General features: G+C 40.1%; 21 protein-coding genes. 14 read left to right on the top strand and 7 right to left on the bottom strand.

The genetic code is table 11. The features are described 5' to 3' along the window. Positions 1-66 precede the first annotated feature (66 nt). Positions 67-1056: an LCP family protein gene (locus H2672_RS12240; protein WP_186671727.1), complete on the top strand. Its 990-nt coding sequence runs from the start codon at positions 67-69 to the stop codon at positions 1054-1056. Positions 1057-1100: 44 nt separating this feature from the next. On the opposite strand, the gene H2672_RS12235 is transcribed toward H2672_RS12240, so the two are convergent. Beyond that, positions 1101-2003, bottom strand: coding sequence for a cation diffusion facilitator family transporter (locus H2672_RS12235; RefSeq protein ID WP_186671725.1), 903 nt, complete (start codon positions 2001-2003; stop codon positions 1101-1103). Between the two features lie 353 nt (positions 2004-2356). On the opposite strand from H2672_RS12235, the gene H2672_RS12230 reads away from it, so the two are divergent. The 4 genes from H2672_RS12230 (at position 2357) to argH (ending at position 5919) form a co-directional block, all read left to right on the top strand. Beyond that, positions 2357-2623: a hypothetical protein gene (locus H2672_RS12230; protein ID WP_186671723.1), complete on the top strand. Its 267-nt coding sequence runs from the start codon at positions 2357-2359 to the stop codon at positions 2621-2623. Positions 2624-2629: 6 nt separating this feature from the next. Further along, on the top strand, positions 2630-2896 hold the full coding sequence (locus H2672_RS19970; protein ID WP_370569644.1) for a Ger(x)C family spore germination C-terminal domain-containing protein: 267 nt from the start codon (positions 2630-2632) through the stop codon (positions 2894-2896). Positions 2897-3075: 179 nt separating this feature from the next. After that, the gene (locus tag H2672_RS12220) at positions 3076-4590 is read left to right on the top strand and encodes a Na+/H+ antiporter NhaC family protein (protein ID WP_255485798.1); all 1515 of its coding nucleotides are present in this window, start codon (positions 3076-3078) and stop codon (positions 4588-4590) included. Continuing rightward, a complete protein-coding gene (gene argH, locus H2672_RS12215) occupies positions 4591-5919 on the top strand; it encodes an argininosuccinate lyase (protein ID WP_186671719.1) in 1329 nt (442 codons plus the stop codon). It abuts the gene before it with no gap. Positions 5920-6247: 328 nt separating this feature from the next. Here argH and H2672_RS12210 read toward each other — a convergent pair whose 3' ends face one another. Beyond that, positions 6248-7027, bottom strand: coding sequence for an enoyl-ACP reductase FabI (locus H2672_RS12210; RefSeq protein WP_186671717.1), 780 nt, complete (start codon positions 7025-7027; stop codon positions 6248-6250). A 216-nt stretch (positions 7028-7243) separates the two neighbouring features. Between H2672_RS12210 and argC the strand changes: the two genes are divergently transcribed. The 8 genes from argC (at position 7244) to H2672_RS19675 (ending at position 14888) form a co-directional block, all read left to right on the top strand. Further along, on the top strand, positions 7244-8278 hold the full coding sequence (gene argC, locus H2672_RS12205; RefSeq protein WP_186671714.1) for an N-acetyl-gamma-glutamyl-phosphate reductase: 1035 nt from the start codon (positions 7244-7246) through the stop codon (positions 8276-8278). 15 nt (positions 8279-8293) lie between these two features. Beyond that, positions 8294-9520, top strand: coding sequence for a bifunctional ornithine acetyltransferase/N-acetylglutamate synthase (gene argJ, locus H2672_RS12200; RefSeq protein WP_186671712.1), 1227 nt, complete (start codon positions 8294-8296; stop codon positions 9518-9520). Continuing rightward, positions 9483-10262, top strand: coding sequence for an acetylglutamate kinase (gene argB, locus H2672_RS12195; RefSeq protein WP_186671710.1), 780 nt, complete (start codon positions 9483-9485; stop codon positions 10260-10262). The genes argJ and argB overlap by 38 nt, the downstream gene beginning before the upstream one ends. After that, on the top strand, positions 10259-11410 hold the full coding sequence (locus H2672_RS12190) for an acetylornithine transaminase (protein ID WP_186671708.1): 1152 nt from the start codon (positions 10259-10261) through the stop codon (positions 11408-11410). Before argB ends, H2672_RS12190 begins: the two co-directional genes overlap by 4 nt. A gap of 242 nt (positions 11411-11652) precedes the next feature. Beyond that, positions 11653-12576 carry a stalk domain-containing protein gene (locus H2672_RS12185; RefSeq protein ID WP_186671706.1) on the top strand — a complete coding sequence of 308 codons (924 nt, stop codon included), beginning with the start codon at positions 11653-11655 and terminating at the stop codon, positions 12574-12576. Positions 12577-12749: 173 nt separating this feature from the next. Next, the gene (locus H2672_RS12180; RefSeq protein WP_186671704.1) at positions 12750-14291 is read left to right on the top strand and encodes an NlpC/P60 family protein; all 1542 of its coding nucleotides are present in this window, start codon (positions 12750-12752) and stop codon (positions 14289-14291) included. A 167-nt stretch (positions 14292-14458) separates the two neighbouring features. Further along, positions 14459-14767 carry a hypothetical protein gene (locus tag H2672_RS12175; protein WP_370569642.1) on the top strand — a complete coding sequence of 103 codons (309 nt, stop codon included), beginning with the start codon at positions 14459-14461 and terminating at the stop codon, positions 14765-14767. Continuing rightward, positions 14760-14888: a hypothetical protein gene (locus H2672_RS19675; RefSeq protein WP_255485776.1), complete on the top strand. Its 129-nt coding sequence runs from the start codon at positions 14760-14762 to the stop codon at positions 14886-14888. The genes H2672_RS12175 and H2672_RS19675 overlap by 8 nt, the downstream gene beginning before the upstream one ends. A 97-nt stretch (positions 14889-14985) precedes the next feature. Here the strand turns inward: H2672_RS19675 and H2672_RS12170 are convergent, their stop codons facing one another. From H2672_RS12170 to H2672_RS12150, 5 genes are all read right to left on the bottom strand, one after another. Further along, complete coding sequence (locus tag H2672_RS12170; RefSeq protein ID WP_186671699.1) at positions 14986-15651, bottom strand: 3'-5' exonuclease; 666 nt, start codon at positions 15649-15651, stop codon at positions 14986-14988. A gap of 32 nt (positions 15652-15683) precedes the next feature. Further along, the gene (locus H2672_RS12165) at positions 15684-17627 is read right to left on the bottom strand and encodes a DUF294 nucleotidyltransferase-like domain-containing protein (RefSeq protein WP_255485774.1); all 1944 of its coding nucleotides are present in this window, start codon (positions 17625-17627) and stop codon (positions 15684-15686) included. A 59-nt stretch (positions 17628-17686) separates the two neighbouring features. Then, complete coding sequence (locus H2672_RS12160; RefSeq protein ID WP_186671697.1) at positions 17687-19237, bottom strand: solute symporter family protein; 1551 nt, start codon at positions 19235-19237, stop codon at positions 17687-17689. Between the two features lie 15 nt (positions 19238-19252). After that, positions 19253-19585 (bottom strand): DUF485 domain-containing protein, encoded by a 333-nt coding sequence (locus H2672_RS12155; RefSeq protein ID WP_186671695.1) that lies wholly within the window; start codon positions 19583-19585, stop codon positions 19253-19255. 532 nt (positions 19586-20117) lie between these two features. After that, on the bottom strand, positions 20118-20627 hold the full coding sequence (locus H2672_RS12150) for a ferritin (RefSeq protein ID WP_186671693.1): 510 nt from the start codon (positions 20625-20627) through the stop codon (positions 20118-20120). Between the two features lie 594 nt (positions 20628-21221). On the opposite strand from H2672_RS12150, the gene H2672_RS12145 reads away from it, so the two are divergent. Next, positions 21222-21599: a PH domain-containing protein gene (locus H2672_RS12145; RefSeq protein ID WP_186671691.1), complete on the top strand. Its 378-nt coding sequence runs from the start codon at positions 21222-21224 to the stop codon at positions 21597-21599. Positions 21600-21634 lie beyond the last annotated feature (35 nt).

The following is a 21634-nucleotide window of genomic DNA, read 5'->3' as shown; positions in this document are numbered from 1 at the left end:
CTAGATAGCGCTAGGCGTTAATTCGATAAAACATGACATAGAATTTAATGATAGGTGGATTTATTTATGAAAAGAAGCGACCGAAGAATCAAAAAACGTAAAGGACTAAGGAATTTCTTTATCGTGACTACATTGATTCTGTTAGCGGGAATCGTATACGGGGTAGCTCAATACAATAGCGGATTATCTTTTGGAAAAGAAGGAATGCTTAAAGAAGACGATGCGTCGTTTGGTGAATTTGAAGGTGCAGATCCACAATTCGGTGAAATTAATGTTCTATTATTAGGTAGTGACTCGCGGGGAGAAGAAGATGCACGAGCTGATACGTTAATGATTGCTCATTACAATCAAGTGACTCATCTGATGAAACTTGTATCTATTATGAGAGACACGTATGTGGATATTCCGGGTTACGGATACCATAAAATGAATGCTGCCTTTTCTATTGGGGGTCCGGAACTTGTAAGGCAAACGATAAAGGAAAATTTCGATATTGATATTCATTCCTATGCAATTGTTGACTTTACTGGATTTTCGAAAATCGTAGACGTTGTAGCTCCTAATGGGATAGAAGTTGATATTCCTTATGCCATGTCTCATGGAATTGGAATGACATTACAGCCTGGAAACCAATTGCTAAATGGCGAACAGTTACTTGGCTATGTGCGTTTCCGCCACGATAAACATAATGATTATGGGCGGGTGGAACGGCAGCAGGAAGCGTTGTCGAAATTAAAGGATGAAGCTGTGAGCGTCCACAGCTTACTAAACTTACCTAAGTTACTAGGTGTTGTGGAACCTTACGTTAATACAAATGTTGACAATCGAACAATCCTTACAATCGGTAAAGGTTTACTTCTTGGCAAGACTGATAAAATAGAGACGCTACGTATTCCTGTTGAACACTCTTTTGAAGAGAAGCGTGTAGCGGCAGGGGAAGTTCTTAGTATCGATTTCGAGCAAAACAAACAGGCATTACAACAGTTTTTATCGACTGAGGATGAAGTGAAAGACTCTGAAATGGAAGAAGAATACCGCCAGAAAAAAATTGAGTGATCAATAAAAGTTGCGTACATGTCATTGACATGTACGCAACTTTTTTAGTCGTTTTCTTTATACCAAGGATTCAAGTGAATCAAAACTTCATCCACATCTTCATTACATTCCATGATTGTATCCCTGATTTTATGCGAAATATCATGCCCTTCCTGAATTGTCATTTCGCCCGGCACACCAACACGCAGATCGACTAGAATATAATGACCATGTTCCCGCGCGCGCAAACGATCAATCCGTTTCACTTCAGGGATTGTCATGATTAAAGCCGCGAATTCATCAAGTCTGATTTGGCTTATGTTTTTCTCCATAAGGACATCCATTGCTTCTCTTCCAATTTCATACGCAAGTTTGAGCACTAAAAACGACACAATGATACCCGCTACGGGGTCACCGTAAGCTAGGAAGTGAATATTGTACAGATCGCCAATGAGTGCAAGTCCGATTCCCACAACAGCTGCTAGGGAAGCATAGACGTCTGCCAAGTGATCATAGGCGGTCGCAATCAACCCTTTACTATTGGTCAATTTACCAATCCGGATTGTATAGACATACAAGACCTGTTTCCATATAAGCGAAATGAAAGCAGTTAGTAAAGCAATTAAACTAGCTTTAGCTGGTTCCTCAAAAAGTGCAGAAATTGCTTCAAATGCAATATAGAGTGCGGCAATTCCTAAAATCAGTGCCACAACGGCAGAACTGATTACTTCCGCTTTTCCGTGTCCATATGGATGGTCATCATCCGCGGGACGCTTGGATATTCGCATCGAGGTTAAGGCCGCACCGCTGGCAATAACATCGCCGGCATTATGGAAACCGTCGGCTAGAAGAACCGGACTTTGAAAGAGAAAACCCACAACAAGTTTAATGCCTGTTAGGAGGATATTGCTTATTAAACTGATCCACACTGCAATTATTGAAGCACTTGAATGGCTATGTTTATTCATCAATGATTACCTCCTATTAATATCTTTCCCAAGGGAAACAAAAAACCTTGACAGGCTCCTGTCAAGGTTTTGGGGTATTCGTATAATCGTTTAGGTTGAATGCATGCATAGTTATCACTCGCTAAATTAAGACGTTTTCCAATTGTAACACTGCCAGATTCAGACAGCAAGGAAAAGGTTGAGGACTTCTAATCGGCCAAATCATAAATTAAATATGCAATCTCCAATAAAAATATCGAAAATAGCTGGATTACATGCCTTGCTGTCTTAGTATAGAAGTTCCTTACTTGTATAAACCTTTGCGATTTAGGAAATATTGATAAGGTTATTAAACGATAAAGAAGGTGATAGAGATGGGTTTTACGGATGGTGGTATGTCTAATAATAATGAAGTAACGTCCACTCAGAATGACAAAGTTCTCATTACAATTGCCGCGATTAAGAAAGAATTAGCAGGTATAAATGATGCAGTATTTAAAGACATTCAAACAACCGATAAGCTTGTGACAATCATTTATTTTAGCTCACTTATCGAAAAACTCACTTTGCACAGAACTGTTATCTCTCCCTTGTTAGATTACAAGGAAGACTTGCTAAAGTCGGCTGATGTGCCAGAGTAAGACAGTATTTCTGGTATATCATCTTCAATCACTGAAGGAAATAAGATAGTCTATTTTTATGAAAAAGAAATTAGCAATCACATAAAAAAAGAAATGGAAAACTTACTAAAAAAACTACAAAAACTAGAAGTTGATCCAGTGGGATTCAGTGAGAACTTTAGAATGCAACACAAAGGAAAATGGACGGAAGAATTAACGCAGAAACTAATAGATACGACAGAATACAAGGTAGATGTGGAGTTTAAAATACTTAACACAGGCACTATAAAGTAGATTGCCCTATAGATAATTTAAAAAACGTATCGATGGGTTACGCTTTTTGAACCGCGAAAATAGAACGAAAATTTCAAATGTAATTTTCCTATTAATAGTTCTTGCTAATCGATTAATTATAAAATATAATTCATATTTATACATAAAGGTGAATGAAAGTAGGGGTTTTATTGGAACACATGGGTATTGTATCATTGCTACCACCAATACTTGCGGTCATATTAGCTGTGGTAACGAAGAATGTTGTCATTTCGCTATTTTCGGGTACATACTTTGGTGTTTTACTATTGGTCGGCGGTCGTCCGCTTGAAGCAACAATGGAAACAATCGGAAATTACTTGTTTCCACAAGTGGCAGATAGCTACAATGCTGCTGTATTAGTTTTACTGTTTTTCATAGGAGGATTTGTTGCGCTTATGGAGAAATCGGGTGGTGGTGCGGCTCTCGCAGAAAAAGCGACTAATTTTATTAATACACGCGTGAAGGCACAACTGGCTGCTTGGTTTGGCGGTGTACTCATCTTTTTCTCCGATATTGGAACACCTCTTATCGTAGGTCCCGTTTTTGAGAAGGTTTTTGATAAAGCGAAAATATCTAGAGAGAAGCTCGCTTGGATCATTGACTCAACATCATCTCCAGTGGCGGTTTTAATCCCGTTCATCGGATGGGGTGTATATATAATGGGGCTCATTAAAAATGAATTTGATTTGTTGAACATTACGACCTCTGAATTCAGTACGTTAGTAAAGGTCATTCCATTTCAATTTTATGCAATTTTAGCTGTAACGATGGTGCCGCTTATGGCCATAGCAAAACTGGATTTCGGTCCTATGGCGAAAGCGGAAAGAAGGATACAGCAAACGGGTGCACTTTATTGGCCAACGTCAACACCTCTTCGAAAGGCGGAGGAAGGTGAAGACATGACCAAGGGAAGTCATTCAAGCTTAATACTACTTCCACTATTAGTACTATTCATAACTTTATTCGGGCTATTAGTTTCATTCGGATTCCCTATCAAACCAGTACCTGGGAATGATTTTAGGATTGCTTTATCGACGGCATACTTATTCGCAGCAATAACAATTGTCATTTTAATGCTTATCTATAAAGTTAAAAAGTTTAATGAAATTTTCTCTATCTATACATTGGGAATGCAGAAAATGGTGTATGTCGCGATTACACTAGTCTTAGCATGGTCACTAGGTAAAGTAATCAATGAAATGGGGACAGCAAACTTTATTGTGGAAGTGATGCAAGGAAATGTCCCTGCGTTCATTATCCCAGCAATCCTTTTCCTCGTTGGTGCAGGAATGGCACTCGCGTCAGGGACGTCTTGGGGGACATTTGCCATCATGCTACCCATTGCTATACCAATGGCTGTCGCACTCGATGCGCATCTGTTAGTCTGTATTGGAGCAGTCCTATCAGGAGGCATCTTCGGAGACCATTGTTCGCCAATTTCAGATACAACGATTTTATCATCGACAGGGGCGGGGGCCGATCATATCGATCACGTAAAAACACAATTCCCGTATGCCCTTCTTAACGGTTCGATTGCGTTAGTTGGATTTATCGTTGCAGGTATTACAGGTAGCGCATTGACGTTACTGTTGACAGTAGTTCTTCTTGTCTTGGCAGTGATTTTATTATCGAAACTGAATGCTAGAAAGTACAAAAAAGGAGTGGGCGTATAAATGAAACTTTGGGGCGGACGTTTTACCAGTCGTGCAGATGAAATAATGGAGCAATTTAATACATCATTACCTGTGGACCATAGATTATATAAAGAGGATATTGCAGGAAGCTTAGCACATGTTACGATGCTGGTACACTGTGATTTATTGACACCAGAAGAAGGCGAACTGCTTGTGGGTGGGCTCCAATCTATTTTGCAAGATATTGAAACGGGTACGATTAAAATCGAAGGCAATTACGAGGATATCCATTCGTTCGTAGAAATGCATTTGACGGAACGCATTGGGGAAACGGGGAAGAAATTACATACAGCACGTAGTCGAAATGACCAAGTCGCTGTAGATATGCGCTTGTATGCAAAAGGCAAGGCGGCACAAGTAATGGACAGCCTTCAGATGCTTATCGATTCACTGAACACTAAAGGGGCGGCAAACAATGTAATCATGCCTGGTTATACACATTTACAGCGTGCGCAAGTCGTTACTTTTAGTCATCATTTAGGTGCGTATGCACAAATGTTCAGCAGGGATAAAAAACGTGTTGGCAATGCGATTGAAATCTTAGATGAAAACCCATTAGGCTGTGGGGCGCTTGCGGGTACAACACATAACATCGATCGTGATGTGACAACTGCTCTTTTAGGTTTCTCTAAACCGGTGGATAATTTCCTAGACGGCGTTAGTGACCGAGATTATTTACTTGAATTGATGTCGGATTTCTCAATTATTATGATGCATTTGAGCCGATTGAGTGAGGAACTAATTTTGTGGAGCAGCCAAGAATTCAAATTCATTGATATGGCAGATGCTTATTCAACGGGAAGTAGCATTATGCCGCAAAAGAAAAATCCTGATGCTGCGGAATTAATTCGAGGGAAAACGGGACGCGTCTATGGCTCTCTGTTTTCATTGCTGACGACGTTGAAAGGATTACCACTTACTTATAATAAAGACATGCAGGAAGATAAAGAACAATTTTTCGATGCACTGGATACCGTTATGGATTGCCTCGAAATCATGTCGAAAATGATTGATACGTTACATGTCAATGCGGATAATATGAAAGCAGCGATTAAAGCAGGTTTTTTTAATGCAACCGAAGTTGCCGATTATTTAGTAGGCAAAGGGACAGCATTCCGTGACGCGCACGAAATCGTTGGAAAACTGATTATTTACTGCGAGCAACAAAAGAAAGCAATCGAGGATTTGACGGTGGAAGAGTTGGCTAAGTTCAGCGAACAGATTACGGATGATATATATGATTATATTGATTATGAAAACATCATTACTAAAGGGAATAAGAACTTGATGAAGCAAGTTAGTAAATGAAAAGAAGGACTGTCTACTATAAGACAGTCCTTCTTTTTTGTAGGACCAGTTAGCGGAGATATATGGTCGGTCCGCATAATAAAATGATCACTCTCCACTAATCAACAATCCCCATATCCAAATAAAAACAGCTTGAAAGAACAAATTTGTCCTTTTAAGCAGTTTTTGTTCATAAGATTAGAAAGTATAGGTTTTCTGACACGGAACAGTGTCTAGGCTCCAAGCGCCAGCCCCTCGAGTCGCTTCAGTCTTGCCGAAAAGGCAAAGCCCGCCTTTATCTTCAAGCCTTCCAGCGCTTGTCGGGGCTAAACGGCGCCTTCCGCTTTTCTTAACCCATTATATTATAGCCAGCATCTACATAAATGATTTCACCAGTTACGCCGCGGGATAGATTGCTCAACGTAACAAGCGTCATGTCAGCTACTTCATCTTGTGTCACATTGCGTCTTAATGGAGCGTTTTCTTCAATTTGCGTCAAAATCGTATTGAAGGAAGCTATGCCTTTTGCAGACAGTGTGCGAATCGCACCAGCAGAGATTGCGTTGACACGGATATTTTCTTTCCCCAAATCAAACGCCAGGTATCTAACAGATGCTTCAAGTGCTGCTTTTGCAACACCCATCACGTTATAGCCGTCAAGCACACGCTGTGCACCCAAATAACTCATTGTTACAATCGAACCGCCATCTGTCATGAATGGACGGGCTTCTCTAGCAGTCGCAATAAGCGAATAAGAACTCGTATCCTGTGCAAATGCATAACCACTTCTCGTAGTCTCAACAAAGTCATTTTTCAAATCCTCAGCATGCGCAAATGCAAGCGAGTGGACAACTCCGTGAATAGTACCGACTTCGGCACCGATTTTTCCGAATGCCTCGTGGATACTTTCATCCTCATTCACATCGCATTGCACGATTAGTTTTGCTTCGTAACCGGCTGAGCTTAACAACTTCTCAAGTTTCGCAAGTGAACGCTCTTTCCGATAGGTGAAAATAACATTTGCACCGACTGCAAAAAGTGTTTTTGCGACGCCCCAAGCAATGCTCCGTTCATTTGCAACGCCCATTACAACAATATTTTTACCTTTAATTTTAAGTAAATCTTCCATAGTAACCTCCTGAGTAAGTAAAGAAATTGTATATACCTATTATTAGTACCAGATGCTAAATAAATTATAGCATATTAGCTTAGAAATTGTGAATAGCCACGACATAAGAAATGAAAACGCATTCAAAAATGTAATACTTGAAATAAATAAAAATACAGTTGACTTTATAATTATACATACATATAATAAGAATAACTTATAACAGGGGTGATTGTGATGAAGGTAGGAATCATTGGCGCGTCAGGTTATGGTGGGCTTGAGCTCATCCGGCTACTGCATAACCACCCTGAAATTGAACGAATCGAATTATTCACTTCATCTGAAGAAGGAACGGTGTTTTCGCATAAGTATTCACATCTTATGAATATAGTCGATCAGCCACTTCAAAAAATAGAGCTAGAAAGATTAGCAGAATTCGATGTCGTTTTTTCAAGTGCTCCTGCTGGCGTAGCGAGTACATTGCTTCCTCCGTTAATCGGCAAAGGACCAAAACTTATCGATTTGTCAGGAGATTTTCGTTTAAAAGATGTATCTCAATATGAGCAGTGGTATAAAAAAGAACCTGCACCGGCGTCAGCTGTTGAGCAAAGTGTATACGGATTGACTGAATGGAATTATGATGCAATCCGGCAGGCACAGTTAATTGCCAATCCGGGTTGTTATCCAACGGCGGTTTTGTTGTCGCTATTACCATTATTAAAAGAAAATGCAATCGACGCGAGCCAGTTAATTATCGATGCAAAAAGCGGCGTATCCGGTGCTGGCAATCAGCCAAGTCAACTAACACATTTCAGCGAAACGAATGAAAATACAGCCATCTATAAATTAAATCAACATCAGCATATTCCAGAAATTGAGCAGGCCTTTGCATTCTTTGCAAAAGAAATACCACCTATTACATTTAGTACCCATCTCGTTCCTATGACAAGGGGAATTCTAGCGACGAGTTATGCACCAGTTGCGGAAGGCGTAACAGAAGCAGATCTCATTGATTGTCTGCAAGAAACATACGCCAATCATCCATTTGTCCGTGTTATGCAACAAAAAGATAAGTTCGGCACCAATCAAGTATACGGCTCAAACTATTGTGATTTACTCGTAAAAGTTGACCCGCGGACGAATCGGGCAACAATCGTTTCTGTCATTGACAACTTAGTCAAAGGGGCAGCAGGGCAAGCCATTCAAAATATGAACGTACAATGTGGTTTTGAGGAAATAACCGGCCTATCACTTGTCCCGGCATTCATTTAACTTAGGGGGAGTATTATGACGACAACAGTTTTAGCTCTGAAGCGTATAGCGGGAAATAACATTGCGTCCCCAATTGGTTTCAAAGCTACAGGAATGCATTGTGGGATTAAGCATAAGAAAAATGATTTGGCATTGCTCGTTAGTGAAGTACCAGCAAATGTTGCAGGTGTGTTTACAACGAATGCAATTCAGGCTGCTCCACTACTTGTCACAAAAGAAGCAATACAGCAGACAGGGAAAATGCAGGCAATCATTGTGAATTCGGGAAATGCGAACGCTTGTACAGGTCAGCAAGGATTGAAAGATGCACGCCTTATGCAACAAAAAGCGGCAGAAAAGCTTGGAATTTCACCTGATTTAATCGGCGTCGCATCAACAGGCGTTATTGGGGAACTAATGAAAATGGAGCCGATTGTAAAGGGGATACAGAAACTTGAACCAAGTTCTGAATTAGAAGGTTCGATTCTATTTTCTCAAGCAATTTTAACAACAGATACCGTAACAAAAAATACAGCATATAGCACAGTGATTGATGGCAAAAAAATCATTATCGCCGGAACTGCAAAGGGATCGGGAATGATTGACCCGAATATGGCAACAATGCTGGGTTTTATCACAACGGACGCTAAAATCGAATCAATTCATCTGCAAGCTGCCCTCAAAACGGTGACGGATTTGACGTTTAACTCGATTACAGTGGATGGCGATACATCTACGAATGATATGGTGCTTGTAATGGCAAACGGGATGGCAGGCAATAATTCGCTGACCCCGGCACATCCGGACTGGGAACAATTCACGGAAGCATTACATGCTGTTTCTCAAGACCTTGCGAAAATGATTGCAAAAGACGGTGAAGGCGCGACGAAGCTTATTGAAGTTGAAGTATCAGGAGCGATTACGGATGTAGAAGCACGTAAGATTGCCAAAACGGTGGTTGGTTCACCACTTGTGAAAACAGCGATCTTTGGCTGTGACGCCAACTGGGGAAGAATTATCGCGGCTGTTGGTTATAGTGGAGCGACGCTGGATCCGAATGCGATAAAAATTAATATTGGACCAACAACTGTTGTTGAAAAGGGGGAGCCTGTTCCATTTTCGGAAGCACAACTCCTTGTTTATTTGAAACAACCAGAAGTTAAGATTGTGGTCGATCTTCATAAGGGAAATGGTCAAGGAGTAGCATGGGGGTGCGATTTAACATATGACTATGTCCAAATCAACGCAACATATCGCTCGTAAACGAATGGTTATAAAGCTCGGCGGAAGTATGCTGGAAGGGTTGAATGAAGGCTTTTTTACGAATATTATACAATTACAAAAAAACGGTCATGATGTAGTAGTTGTTCATGGCGGCGGACCTTTTATTAATAAGGAGCTTGCTAGAAACAACGTGTTATCGTCCGTAGTGAACGGTATCCGGGTGACGTCCAAAGAAGCGGTGGGGATTGTTCAATCGACATTAATAGGTCAAGTGAATCCGGCCCTCGTCCATCAATTAAATAAAGGTGGAATTGAAGCGATAGGCGTTAGCGGATATGATGGGAAACTGCTTACCTGCACGATATTAGATGAAAAACTGTACGGCTCTGTTGGAGAAATTCAGGATGTCCGCACCGAATTAATAGAAACACTTCTTCAAGCAGGAATAGTGCCAGTTATTTCATGTATCGGTGCAACAGAAGATGGAGCACCCCTCAATATTAATGGGGACACCGTCGCAAGTAAGATTGCGCTAGCGATTCATGCAGACAGCCTGCTTCTTGTGACGGATACTCCGGGTATTCAAATAGAAGGAACTGTTCAAAAAACGGCATCACCAACAGAAATTGTCCAGTGGATTGAAACAGGTGAAATTTACGGAGGCATGTTGCCCAAAGTGAAAGCTGCACTTGATTGTTTAGGCGCAGGTATTCCGTCAGTGCAAATTGTCGGTCAGCAATTAGAAGGAACCACAGTTAAATACAGGGAGGTTTTCATTTGACTACGCTATTTCAAAATTACGCACGTCGTTCAGTCCATCTAGTAAAAGGGCGAGGCACGGTCGTGACGGATGATAAAGGAAAAGACTATCTCGACTTTATAAGTGGAATCGCGGTCGTCAGTCTTGGTCATGCACATCAAGCGCTCGTTGAGGCAGTCAAAAAGCAAAGTGAAAAACTATGGCATGTCTCAAACCTATTTGAAAGCCCGGAGCAGGAACTGTTAGCTGCAAAGCTGGTGGAAGAAACGCCTTTCAGCCACGCCTTTTTTTGTAACAGTGGTGCTGAAGCGAATGAGGCAGCTATTAAATTAGCTCGAAAACATACACAGAAAAATGTCATCATTACATTTGAACAATCCTTTCATGGTCGGACATTTGGCGCCATGTCTGCGACAGGGCAAGCCAAGGTTCGCGAAGGATTTGGGCCACTGCTGGAAACATTTCGTATCATACCATACAATGACGAACAGCAATTGGAAGATGCGATTGACGGTGATGTAGCTGCAATTATGCTAGAAGTTATTCAAGGAGAGGGTGGCGTCCATCAAATTGATCCCGACTTTGCACAAAAAATAACAGCAATCTGCAAGTCGAAAGGGATATTACTTATTGTCGATGAAGTACAGACGGGTATTGGACGTACGGGAACGCGTTACGCCTATGAGCAGACAAACCTTGAGCCAGATATCATTACACTTGCTAAAGGATTAGGGGGGGGCTTCCCGATTGGTGCTATGCTCGGATCAAGTGAGCTTTTTCATTCCTTCGGACCAGGGACTCATGGTACGACATTCGGTGGCAACCCGTTAGCTGTTGCAGTTGCACAAGCAGTTGTTGATATTATATTTAAGAAAAAGTTCCTGCAAGAAGTTGAAGATAAATCGATGTATCTGATTGAGAAGCTGCAGACTTTATTGCCGCAAGACCAATTCTCTATCCGTGGGGCGGGTCTGTTGCTAGGCATTGAATGCGAAGAGGAGATTTTGCCATTCATTCAACAGGCGGAACAAGCAGGTTTGCTGTTAGTTCAAGCGGGAGCCAATGTCATACGACTATTACCACCATTAACGGTTACATATGAAGAAATCGACCAAGCAGTGGCTATTCTTTCTGCCGTTCTACTCGCCGAAAAAACTGCAATAACGTAATGATCATTTGAATTAAGGCGTTCAGTGAAACGCTATTCAATCGACCTCTGTCTGAAGGTTAAAACGAACGGATCCGCTAAAATAGCGGGTCTTTTTGTTTTCTGAGCCTAAAATCGAGAGTGCATATCATAAAGTCCAACTGTCCAATCATATCCCATAATGGCACCGAAAAAATAAATGTAACTTTTACCATTTCTCTCCGTCAAATTCATAGAGTTACGAAAAGTGAGGAGAGAATTAAAATGAAAAAAATCGGTATAATCGCATTAGCAGCTTTATTAGCAGGAAGCGTAGTAGGTGGCTATTCTGCACAAGCACAGGAAAAGGTTACACAAGCCGTTAGCGAAAAAGAACTAGTCACGACAAACTTTATGAAAGCTACGGGCGTCATTCAAGAAATTGAAAAAGAAGAAGCTGGAATCCGTGTAACGATTGAAAATGAAGATAAAATGATTACAATTTTGCGTATTAATGATGACTCCCTGTTATTCAATAGTGGGACGACTAAATCTCTAAAACCAGCAGAACTAAAAAAGGGTGCCACTATCGCAGCTTATTACGATAAAAACAAGCCGATGCTCCTGATTTATCCGACAACAGTGACACCCGAAATTGTAGTTGCAAAAGATGAAAAAGTGTTCGGAGAAGTGAAGGTCAGCCAGTTCGACAAAGAATTCTTAAGCTTGGATGGCGAGTTGAAATTGAATATCGGCGAAGATACGCCACTTTTCAATCAACAAGGAAAAGCAATCGAATTGAAAGAGTTGAATGGTAAAGAATTGATGGTGTTTTACTCAATCACAACGAGAAGTCTACCACCACAAACACCACCAACTAAAATTATTGCTCTATACATTGCAACACCAGAGGTACCAGATGTATCAACAGGCGTAACAGAAATTATCGCTAACGACCACTATATGAAAGATGGCGTCAAGATGATTCCACTTCGTAAAGTGGCTGAGCATCTTGGTTATCATGTCCTTTCTCAATCAAAAATCAATGGTGCACTTGTTACACTAGACAACAGTTCATTCACAATTAAACGTGGCGACAAAATGTATGGCTATAACAAAAGCATCCGTAAATTCGAAGTTGCACCTGATCTGAAAGGTATGAAAACATACGTTTCAGAAGACTTCCTGGAGCTATTAATTAATAACTAATAACCGAAAAGCATGGCATATGAAAGAAAGCTTGAAACGATGGGGCTGCCCTAAAAAAGGGCAGACGTTTCAGGCTTTTTTTGATGTATATTCATGAAGAATGACTATACAGAATGTTCTATCTCCTGTACTGTTAATTTACTATCTATTAATAGAAAGGGAGTTTATCTTTGATGAAAAAATTTATGCTATTTTTTACTGCACTGCTAGTTATGTTCACTACACTTGGCACTGTTTCTGCGGCACCTTTATTCAAAGATGTCGATGATAAGTACAGGGCGAAAGCAGAATTGGATTTTTTGGCAGAGCGGGGTATTATCTTTGCGGATCCTTTACAAAGTTTTGGTGTGAATGAAGAAATTACGCGCCTGGAAGCTTCGGCTATGATTATTAGGGCGCTAGGTCTCGAAATGGTAGACCGACCCGATCCAAATTTCATCGACGTCACTCCAGAAGACGAAGGATACGATATCATAGCTACAATAACCGATGAAGGTTTCGTCAACGGTAATGCGAACGGCGAATTCATGCCGAACGATAAGTTAACTAGAGGACAAATGGCAGCGATTTTAGTCAAGGCTTTTAAGTTGAAGGGAACATCAGAACAGGCATTCAAAGATGTCGATCCAGCATACTGGGCGTCTGATTCGATTAAAACACTATTCGCCAATGAAATCACAAGGGGTTATCCAAACAATTTATATAAGCCGACAGCATTCATTACGAAAGCGAATTTCGGTGTGTTCATCGCACGAATACTGAATCCGGAATTTAAACAACAGCCTGTCTGCTATAAGTCAGACAGTAAAAAGACGGCTGTTGTTACTGTACAAGTGACAAACTTATGGAAATCACCGAACAACAATCGTGTAGTGGACCGTCCATCTATTTCGAGCCCTACAGATATCCAAAAGTGGGCGAAAAGTATGTCTGTCAGCCAAAAATTATGGCTCGTTGGTCGAACGGATACGCAGGCCTTATATGGACAGGAAGTCGTCATTTTGAAAAGTAGCGGAAATTGGCATGAAATTGCTGTAAAGGACCAATACACACCTAGGAATAAAGCGGGTTATCCTGGATGGGTCCCGAAATCCCATGTGACAGAAATAACGACTGATTATACAGATTGCCAGCTAGCAATCGTCGATACGAATATCGCTACTCTTTATAATGAACCAAAAAAGACCAATAAATTCATGGATATCAGTTATACAACAATGCTTCCTGTCATTAAGGAAGAAGGCGATTGGTTGCATGTTCAAACGCCTGCAAATGGTGTGAAATATTTGCGTAAGCAAGATGCTAAAGTTGTTAAAAACTTTGCGGCAATATCAAAACCGACCCAACAAGACATCGTCGATAGTGCGAAGATGTTCCTGGGACTGCCGTATGTTTGGTCGGGTATATCAGGTTTTGGCTTTGACTGTTCGGGTCTAATCCATTCTGTGTACAAAAATCATGGCATCATGATTCCACGTGATTCATTCGTTCAGGCGGTCAATGGTATACCTGTTGCAAGGAAAAATATGCAACCAGGCGATTTACTATTCTTTGCGTACAATCAAGGCAAAGGGAAGGTCTATCACGTCGGCATGTATATCGGAAAAGGTCAAATGATACACGCACCAAATTCAAGCAGAAACGTCGAAATAGTATCCATCGATACACACCCATACAAAGCAAACTATGCGGGCTCAAGAAGGTATTTGAAATAAAGTAAAAGCATCCTTAGGGGTGTTTTTTTTATAACTGTATTTCCATAAATAAGGGAAATCAATATACTACCAAGGAATTCCAAACACAAAGATAAAGCCTTCAACATAAGATAAACAATAAGGCAGCAAAGTACGAATCACTATCCCGAAAAAGGATGTGTTTAGGCGTGTACAACAATTTCAATCAATATCCAAATTCAAAATACACGCTGGGCGATCTCTTGAAGGGGAAAGATCTTGAAATCGTAGCCGCATCACTCCTTTTGCTTGGCAAACTGAAAGTTGAATCGGCACAATTGTATAGAGATAAACCCGTTATTTCCGTTACATTGTTGGGGGAATTCAAGAACCTGAACGATAACAAAGTGAATGAAATGGCTGATTTTTTAGAGAAAAACGGGGATTTGACATTAGACGAGGTATTCGAGGGAATCAAAAGGCGAATGGATAAAGGCAGGAGGAACGGACGTGGGTGAACCAATCAGTTTTGACGCCAGTAAATTTATCAATACGATCATATTAATCGTATTTCTTCTTCTCCTCGTTTTCGGTTCAACAAATTTAAGAGATTTGACGGAAGTGGAAGACTTAGTATAATAAAGAATGCATATTCATCATAAAAGCACAAAAAAAGCTGAACCAAGGGCAAACAGGACTCCTAAGAAATCAACGGGTCCTGTTTTATTCGTTATAGCTAAAATCTAGCTGTCTTTAGTAGTAATTTGCCATGTTTCAACCGTAGTAAATCAGCCAAGGTTAAAATTCCTTTATCTTCAAGACGCTTCAATAATTCGATGAATAAATGAGCCGTTGTCAGTGCGTCTCCAAGCGCACGGTGACGTTCAAATGTTCGTGTACCAAATATCCGGGCGTATTCCGCCAGATCTCGCTGATCCCAAGAAGGATTCAAATATTCAATCAAATCAATCGTGTCAAATGACGATGGTTCTTCGTACGAGCATTTCACACGCTGTAATTCTTTTTTTATGACCAGTGTATCAAAGCTTACATGATGTCCAATCCATCCGCCGCTCTTCGTATCTTCAATGAACTGAAAGTAGCTTTCTATTGCTTCAAGTGGAGTAGGTGCATTTTCCACATGATGTTGTTCAATCGAGGTTAACTTTGTAATATGTTCTGGAATTTCACCTAAAGGTTTTACAAAGGTCTGGAACACACGATCAGTCACTTCTAATTTATCGACATGGACAGCCCCAATTTCGATAAGCCCGTCATATGCAGCAATTGCGAACCCGGTCGTTTCGGTATCAAAGACGGTAAACGGCATATCACGCAACTTTGTATCCAGCAGAAATGATTGATCCAGTTTATAGTTTAATCGTTGTTTTCTCCAAAACATACATATACCTCCATGCCAAAACTGAAAACAGCTTATAATTTTGCTAGTAAATGTGATTGCAATGCGTGGACTGTCTTTAACATCGTTGTTAATTCATCCCGTTCCCATCTACGAATGAAAGCAAACTGAATTTCAGTTGTAAAAGATTCATCACGCAAATGTTTTTTCCAAGACAGTTGAATTCTTGTTTTCAGTGCAATTTCATACGCATGACGTATATCATCCGCAAATCCAGAAGACAGTTCACCTTTTTTCACTAGGTCGTCTATTAATTGTAAAGGTGTACCGGAAACGATGTCTTTTTGTACGCCCAGTATTTGCAGGCAATGATGCATTGGAAATAATGCGTTTTTTTTGATATCGATGACTTCGCGGGTTCCTCTTCCTTTAAATAATGCCAAGAAGGAATGACTTACTTGCGGTATGGGCTTGTTTTGTTCCTGCTGCGCCATATAATAAAGATAAGTTTGCGAGGACTTCAATTGGATTTGTACCATCCGAGCAAACCGATTGTGTAACGATGCATCACCCAGTAGAAAACGAAAAGATAAAAAATTATAGCCAAGTAATAGATCATTATCAGTCGCCTTCAACGCCCAACTGCGCAGACGATGCTGCCACTCAGTAACGGAACCGCGCCATCGTGCCTCGCTAGACATCATTTTCCCGTCACATCTGGAATAACCAGCTTTCTCCATATGCTCAACAATTACTTCCCCGAGCAATGAAAAATAGGTCTCTACTTCTTTCTTATCACCTTCATAGGGGTCAGTGTAGACAAGGAAATGGTCCTGATCCGTCACCATGAATTGTTCGCCCCTGGCACCACTGCCCATCTGATACCACGCGAATGGAACTGGCGGCTTACCTTTGCCTTGCCTCTCCAATGACTGTACAGCAAGCTTCACACAGTGCCGTGCGAGTCGGTCGTATAATTTTGTAATAATCTGCAACGTATGAATGGTAGAGATTTCATCATTAATTAAACTTGATAATACATCATAAATCGCATTTTTAACGACAGGTAGATTGTCAAAAGAAGACTCTTCAATTGTCTTTAATATGCCCATCGATCCACGGTCCCGTTTAGAAATCAGATTTGACAGTGTAACGACACCAACCAGACGATTACCTTGGACGACGGGTAAGTGCTTTACCCCATTCTTATAAAATGCCGAAAGTACTTCGTAATAATAATCATGACGGGAAATGGTATGCGGCTTTTTTGTCATAACATCTACCGCTTTTAGTTCGCCGTTTGACCCTTGGGCAACGACTCTTTGTACAAGGTCTTTTTCTGTTATAATACCCGTTAATTGCTCTTGTTGATTGACTACCATTAGCGAACTGATTGAGTTATCAACCATTATTCGTGCTATTTTCTGAACCGCCGCGTCCTCTGAGACTGTAATAGCAGGGGAGTTCATAAAGTCTTCTACACGACGTACATAAGGCTCGCTTTCCCCCCATTCGTCTGACAACTTAATCTGCTCACCAAGGGAAGCGTAGACATTAGCTAGTCGAATAGACATACTTTTCAATATGGCGTCGCGGACATCCGTATCATCTAATCTTTTTTGTACGACAGAGAAAGGAATTTGCAGGCAATAGGAATCTTCTACTATTTCCAATTCGAGATGGTGTCTATCAAGTGGCCGATTTGACTCACCTAAATAATAAGCGATGTTTGAAAGCCCGATTACCTCACATTCCTGAACTTCTTCAAGAGCAAAGGATTTTCCATCATTGCCTTCTATGAATATTTCTGCTGTCCCTTTTAAAATGAGTAACAATCCTTCATCAGGCGTCCTAAAGTAGTCCACTTTTTTAGCCTTTCGGTAATAGGTAAGTTTGCATTCAGCCATTAGTTCAGCAAATTCCGCACCAGATAATCCTCTAAAAATAGGCTGGTCATGAACTTTCTTATACATTTCTTGTTGTTCGCTGTTCATTATGGATTCCACCACCTTCATCATTTTAAAGAAAAATCCCCCTCATCTACAAAAAACTAGGGAGGGGGATTTTTCAGAATGAATTATCGCTCAAGTTCTCTATAACCTGTTTCTGCTTTAAATTTCACTTCAGCATAAGAAATTTCTTCAGCTTCGAACTTCTTAGATGAAACGAGTGTACCAATAATTGCTGCTAAGAATCCTGCAGGAACTGAAATTATGGCAGGGTTTGAATATGGGAAAAGTGGTTGCCCAACGAAGAATGCCGCTCCTTCTACGGGATTAATAACGCTAGGACTTAATGCAACAAGAACGAGCGCGACAATCAAACCAGTTAGCATTGAGGCAACTGCACCTGTTGTATTAAATTTTTTCCAATAGATTGTAAAAAGAATTGTTGGAACATTCGCTGATGCCGCGATACAGAATGCGAGTGAAACAAGAAACGCGACATTCAATTTTTCCGCGCCGAGCGCTAAAATAATGGAGAAAACAGCCACGGCAATTGCAGCAAATCTTGCAGCTCTTACTTGCTGTTTCTCAGTTACTTTCCCTTTTTTGATAATTTCGGCGTAAATATCATGTGCAATTGCTGATGCACCTGATAATACCAATCCAGCGACAACTGCTAAAATCGTAGCGAACGCAACTGCTGCAACAAATGACTCTAATGCTGAACCACCTAACACACCTGCCAGCATTGGCGCAGCCATGTTCCCAGCAGCATTTTCAGCTACGATTGCATCCACGCCAACAAACTTAGCTGCACCGAATCCGAGGAAAATGGTTAGAACGTAGAAGATACCTATTATCCAAACTGCATAAATAACAGAAGAACGAGCTGTTTTTGCATCTTTTACCGTAAAGAAACGCATTAAAATGTGCGGTAAGCCAGCGGTACCTAAAATGAGTGCAATTAGAACAGATATCAAACCAATCGGATCTTTATAGATTATTCCCGAATGTAAGAAGGCATCGCCGTGTGGCGTTGCAGTTCTCATGGCATCAAACATGCCAATAAAGTTGAAATTAAACTTTAATAGAACGAGGAACGAAATAACAATGGTACCTACCATAAGTAAAATTGCTTTCACAATTTGAACCCAACTTGTTGCAGTCATACCACCGAATAATACGTAGATTGTCATCATGACACCAACGATTAGTACTGCAATCCAGTAGTCAATTCCGAGAAGTAATTTAATAAGTGCACCTGCACCTACAAGCTGAGCAAGCATATAAAATAATACAATCGTAATTGTATTTAACGCTGCAGCGCCTCGAACTTTTTTTGCTCCAAAGCGTGCTCCAATCATATCAGCCATCGTAAATTTCCCTAGATTACGAAGTGGCTCAGCGATTAAAAATAAAACCACAAGATAAGCTGTTAACCAGCCGATACTATAGTAAAATCCATCAAATCCATTTAAAGAAATTGCACCGGCAATTCCAAGGAATGATGCAGCAGACAAGTAGTCTCCAGCGATCGCCATTCCGTTTTGCCATCCGGTTAATGATCCCCCAGCCGTGTAAAAATCACTTGCAGTTGTTGTCTGCTTAGCAGCCCAGTAGGTAATTCCGAGTGTAAGTCCAATGACTGCAACGAAAATTGCTATTGATATAATATCCGCCATGTATAAATACCCCCTTTAATTTACAACATTTTTCTTTAGAATTTCTTCAACATCTATATCAAAGCTTTTCGCTTTATTCATATAGATAGAAGTAAATACCCACACCATGACGAACATGCTTAATGAGTACACCCATGTCCAAGTCATCCAGCCGATAGCTCGATTCTCAAGTATGGTTGTATATCCTGTGAGAATGGGTAGTGTAAAATAGGCAATAAAAAAGAAAATAATGTAAGGAGTAGAAAAGATTCTTTTTCGTTTGACTAATTTTTTGAATTCAGGTGTATTGATAATTTTTTCATAATCCAATCCCGAATTAACTTGATTTTTCTTCGAACTTTTACCCACGATTTCATCCCCTTTTTTTATAAAGTATCGAAAACAAGTAGCCTATTGGGACAATTAACCTCCTTTCATATGAAAGCGTTATCAAATATTTGTCAAAAATGTTTTGAAACTATTAAAAATGTGAATAGAATAACAGGAAGCTAAGTTCACATTACCAAATTTACTGTTAACGTACAAGGTGTTTTTTCTGAATAGTTAAAACTTTATTTTGTCACGGTGGGGAATTAGAAGGAACTTATTAGATTGCGTCGAATTAGCGGCTCGTATAGTTCATGGAAACAATTTAAAGATATATGTTTGAAATAAAGAATCCCATTGAATTTGCTCCGGCTACCACTAGTAAGGCGGCCTATTTAAGAATCCAATAGTGCAGTATATATTGGGTGAAGTCACACGACTATTAGTAACCTATCAACATGTTAGTAGAGGAAAGTGCGATGCATAAGAAATGTAGGCTAATCATCCAATAAATCACAAAACACCCCTCATCTTCATCAAGGAAGTGAGGGGTGTTTTAAATTATTGGACGAATTCATTCTCCAGATTCTGCAGAGAAGTTGCGTTGCCCAAGTTCTTTTTCATAAATATACAATGCATTTTTATCTTCCCCGATGCGTTTCAGGTATTCGATATGTGTATCGAAAGATGCTTCCTCTTCAACTTGCTCATCCAAGAACCATCTCAAAAATGAAATCGTAGCATGTTCTTTTTCTTCCCAAGCGAGGTCCGTTAATTCATAAAAGTTCTTGGTAACGCCTTTTTCTTGTTGTAAACCCGATTCAAATGTATCTAATATTGTTGAAAATTCAATTTTGGGTTCTGACGTTGCGGAGAATTTAGCTTGTATCCCGCGGTCATTCATATAGTTGTAAATCTTCATGCCGTGAAAACGTTCTTCTTCAGCTTGTTGAAGATAATAATTGGCAAAGCCAGCGTAATTATTGTGCTCGCAATAAGCAGCCATTGCCATATAAGCTTGTGCGGCGTCGAACTCATTGTTCATTTGCTGATTTAGAGCGTCTGCTAGTCGTAGACTGATCATCATATTGCCTCCTTTTATTGTTAGGACAATCCTTTCTTTATCATAGCCTAATCTAGATTTACAATCACGTATTTTGATTGAAAGTGCGGAATTATGTCGTCTTCGGAATTTGTGTGACAGGAGAGGGCAACAATTTTCGATTATTTCTGTGGTCAAAGAATAATAGAGGTTACATACGAATGTCAGGCTCCTGACAAAATTGAAACCATTCTTTATTCAGAGCAGATACGGTTGTTCACTACTACTTATGGTAGTATCAGCAAGCGATAGGTAGAGCCCATTGAATGTGGCAGAAGAACGTTGTTCAAGTCATAAAAATGATTGCCCAAGGAACAATTGAAGATCTTCAGACATTGCTTTTATATGCAAAGAAAATAGCCTCATCCAATTACGGAAGGCGGCTTTAAAGTTTGCCTCATAATTTTTCCTAAACCCGGTACTGTTCCTTATCAGACAAACTACCTGCAATATATGGTAAAATGATAGGACTATGGGGTAATTCATTAATTTGCCGAAGGGGGCCATATATGAGTTACCAAACCGAGCAGTATTTATTTTAGGGGCTTTAAAAAACTATAAATTGGGGGAATTATAATGAGTATTTTTGATGGAATGTTGGGAAATGCGTCTGAAATTGAAGTGAGCAAAGTAGAGAAAGAGCTGAAAGATTTACTTACACCTACTGAAAAAGTGGAACATGCATATAAACTAATAAGAGATTTGTTAATATTTACGAACAAGCGATTAATACTTGTTGATAAACAGGGCGTAACGGGAAAGAAAGTTGAGTATCAATCCATTCCATACAAAAGTGTTGTGCATTTTTCAATCGAAACCGCAGGAACATTTGATCTTGATGCTGAACTGAAAGTCTGGCTATCTGGAAGTTCGACACCAATTCAAAAGAAATTCAATAAATCCCTGAATATTTATAAAGTACAAAGTGTACTTGCAGAATACGTTCTGAAATAAACTAGGTCAATTTAAGGTGCTTGATTACCATGTAA

Source organism: Sporosarcina sp. BP05, from assembly GCF_014282005.1.
Classification (GTDB): domain Bacteria; phylum Bacillota; class Bacilli; order Bacillales_A; family Planococcaceae; genus Sporosarcina.
Note: the sequence above shows the minus strand (reverse complement) of the source record. Positions and strands in the feature narration are given on the sequence as shown.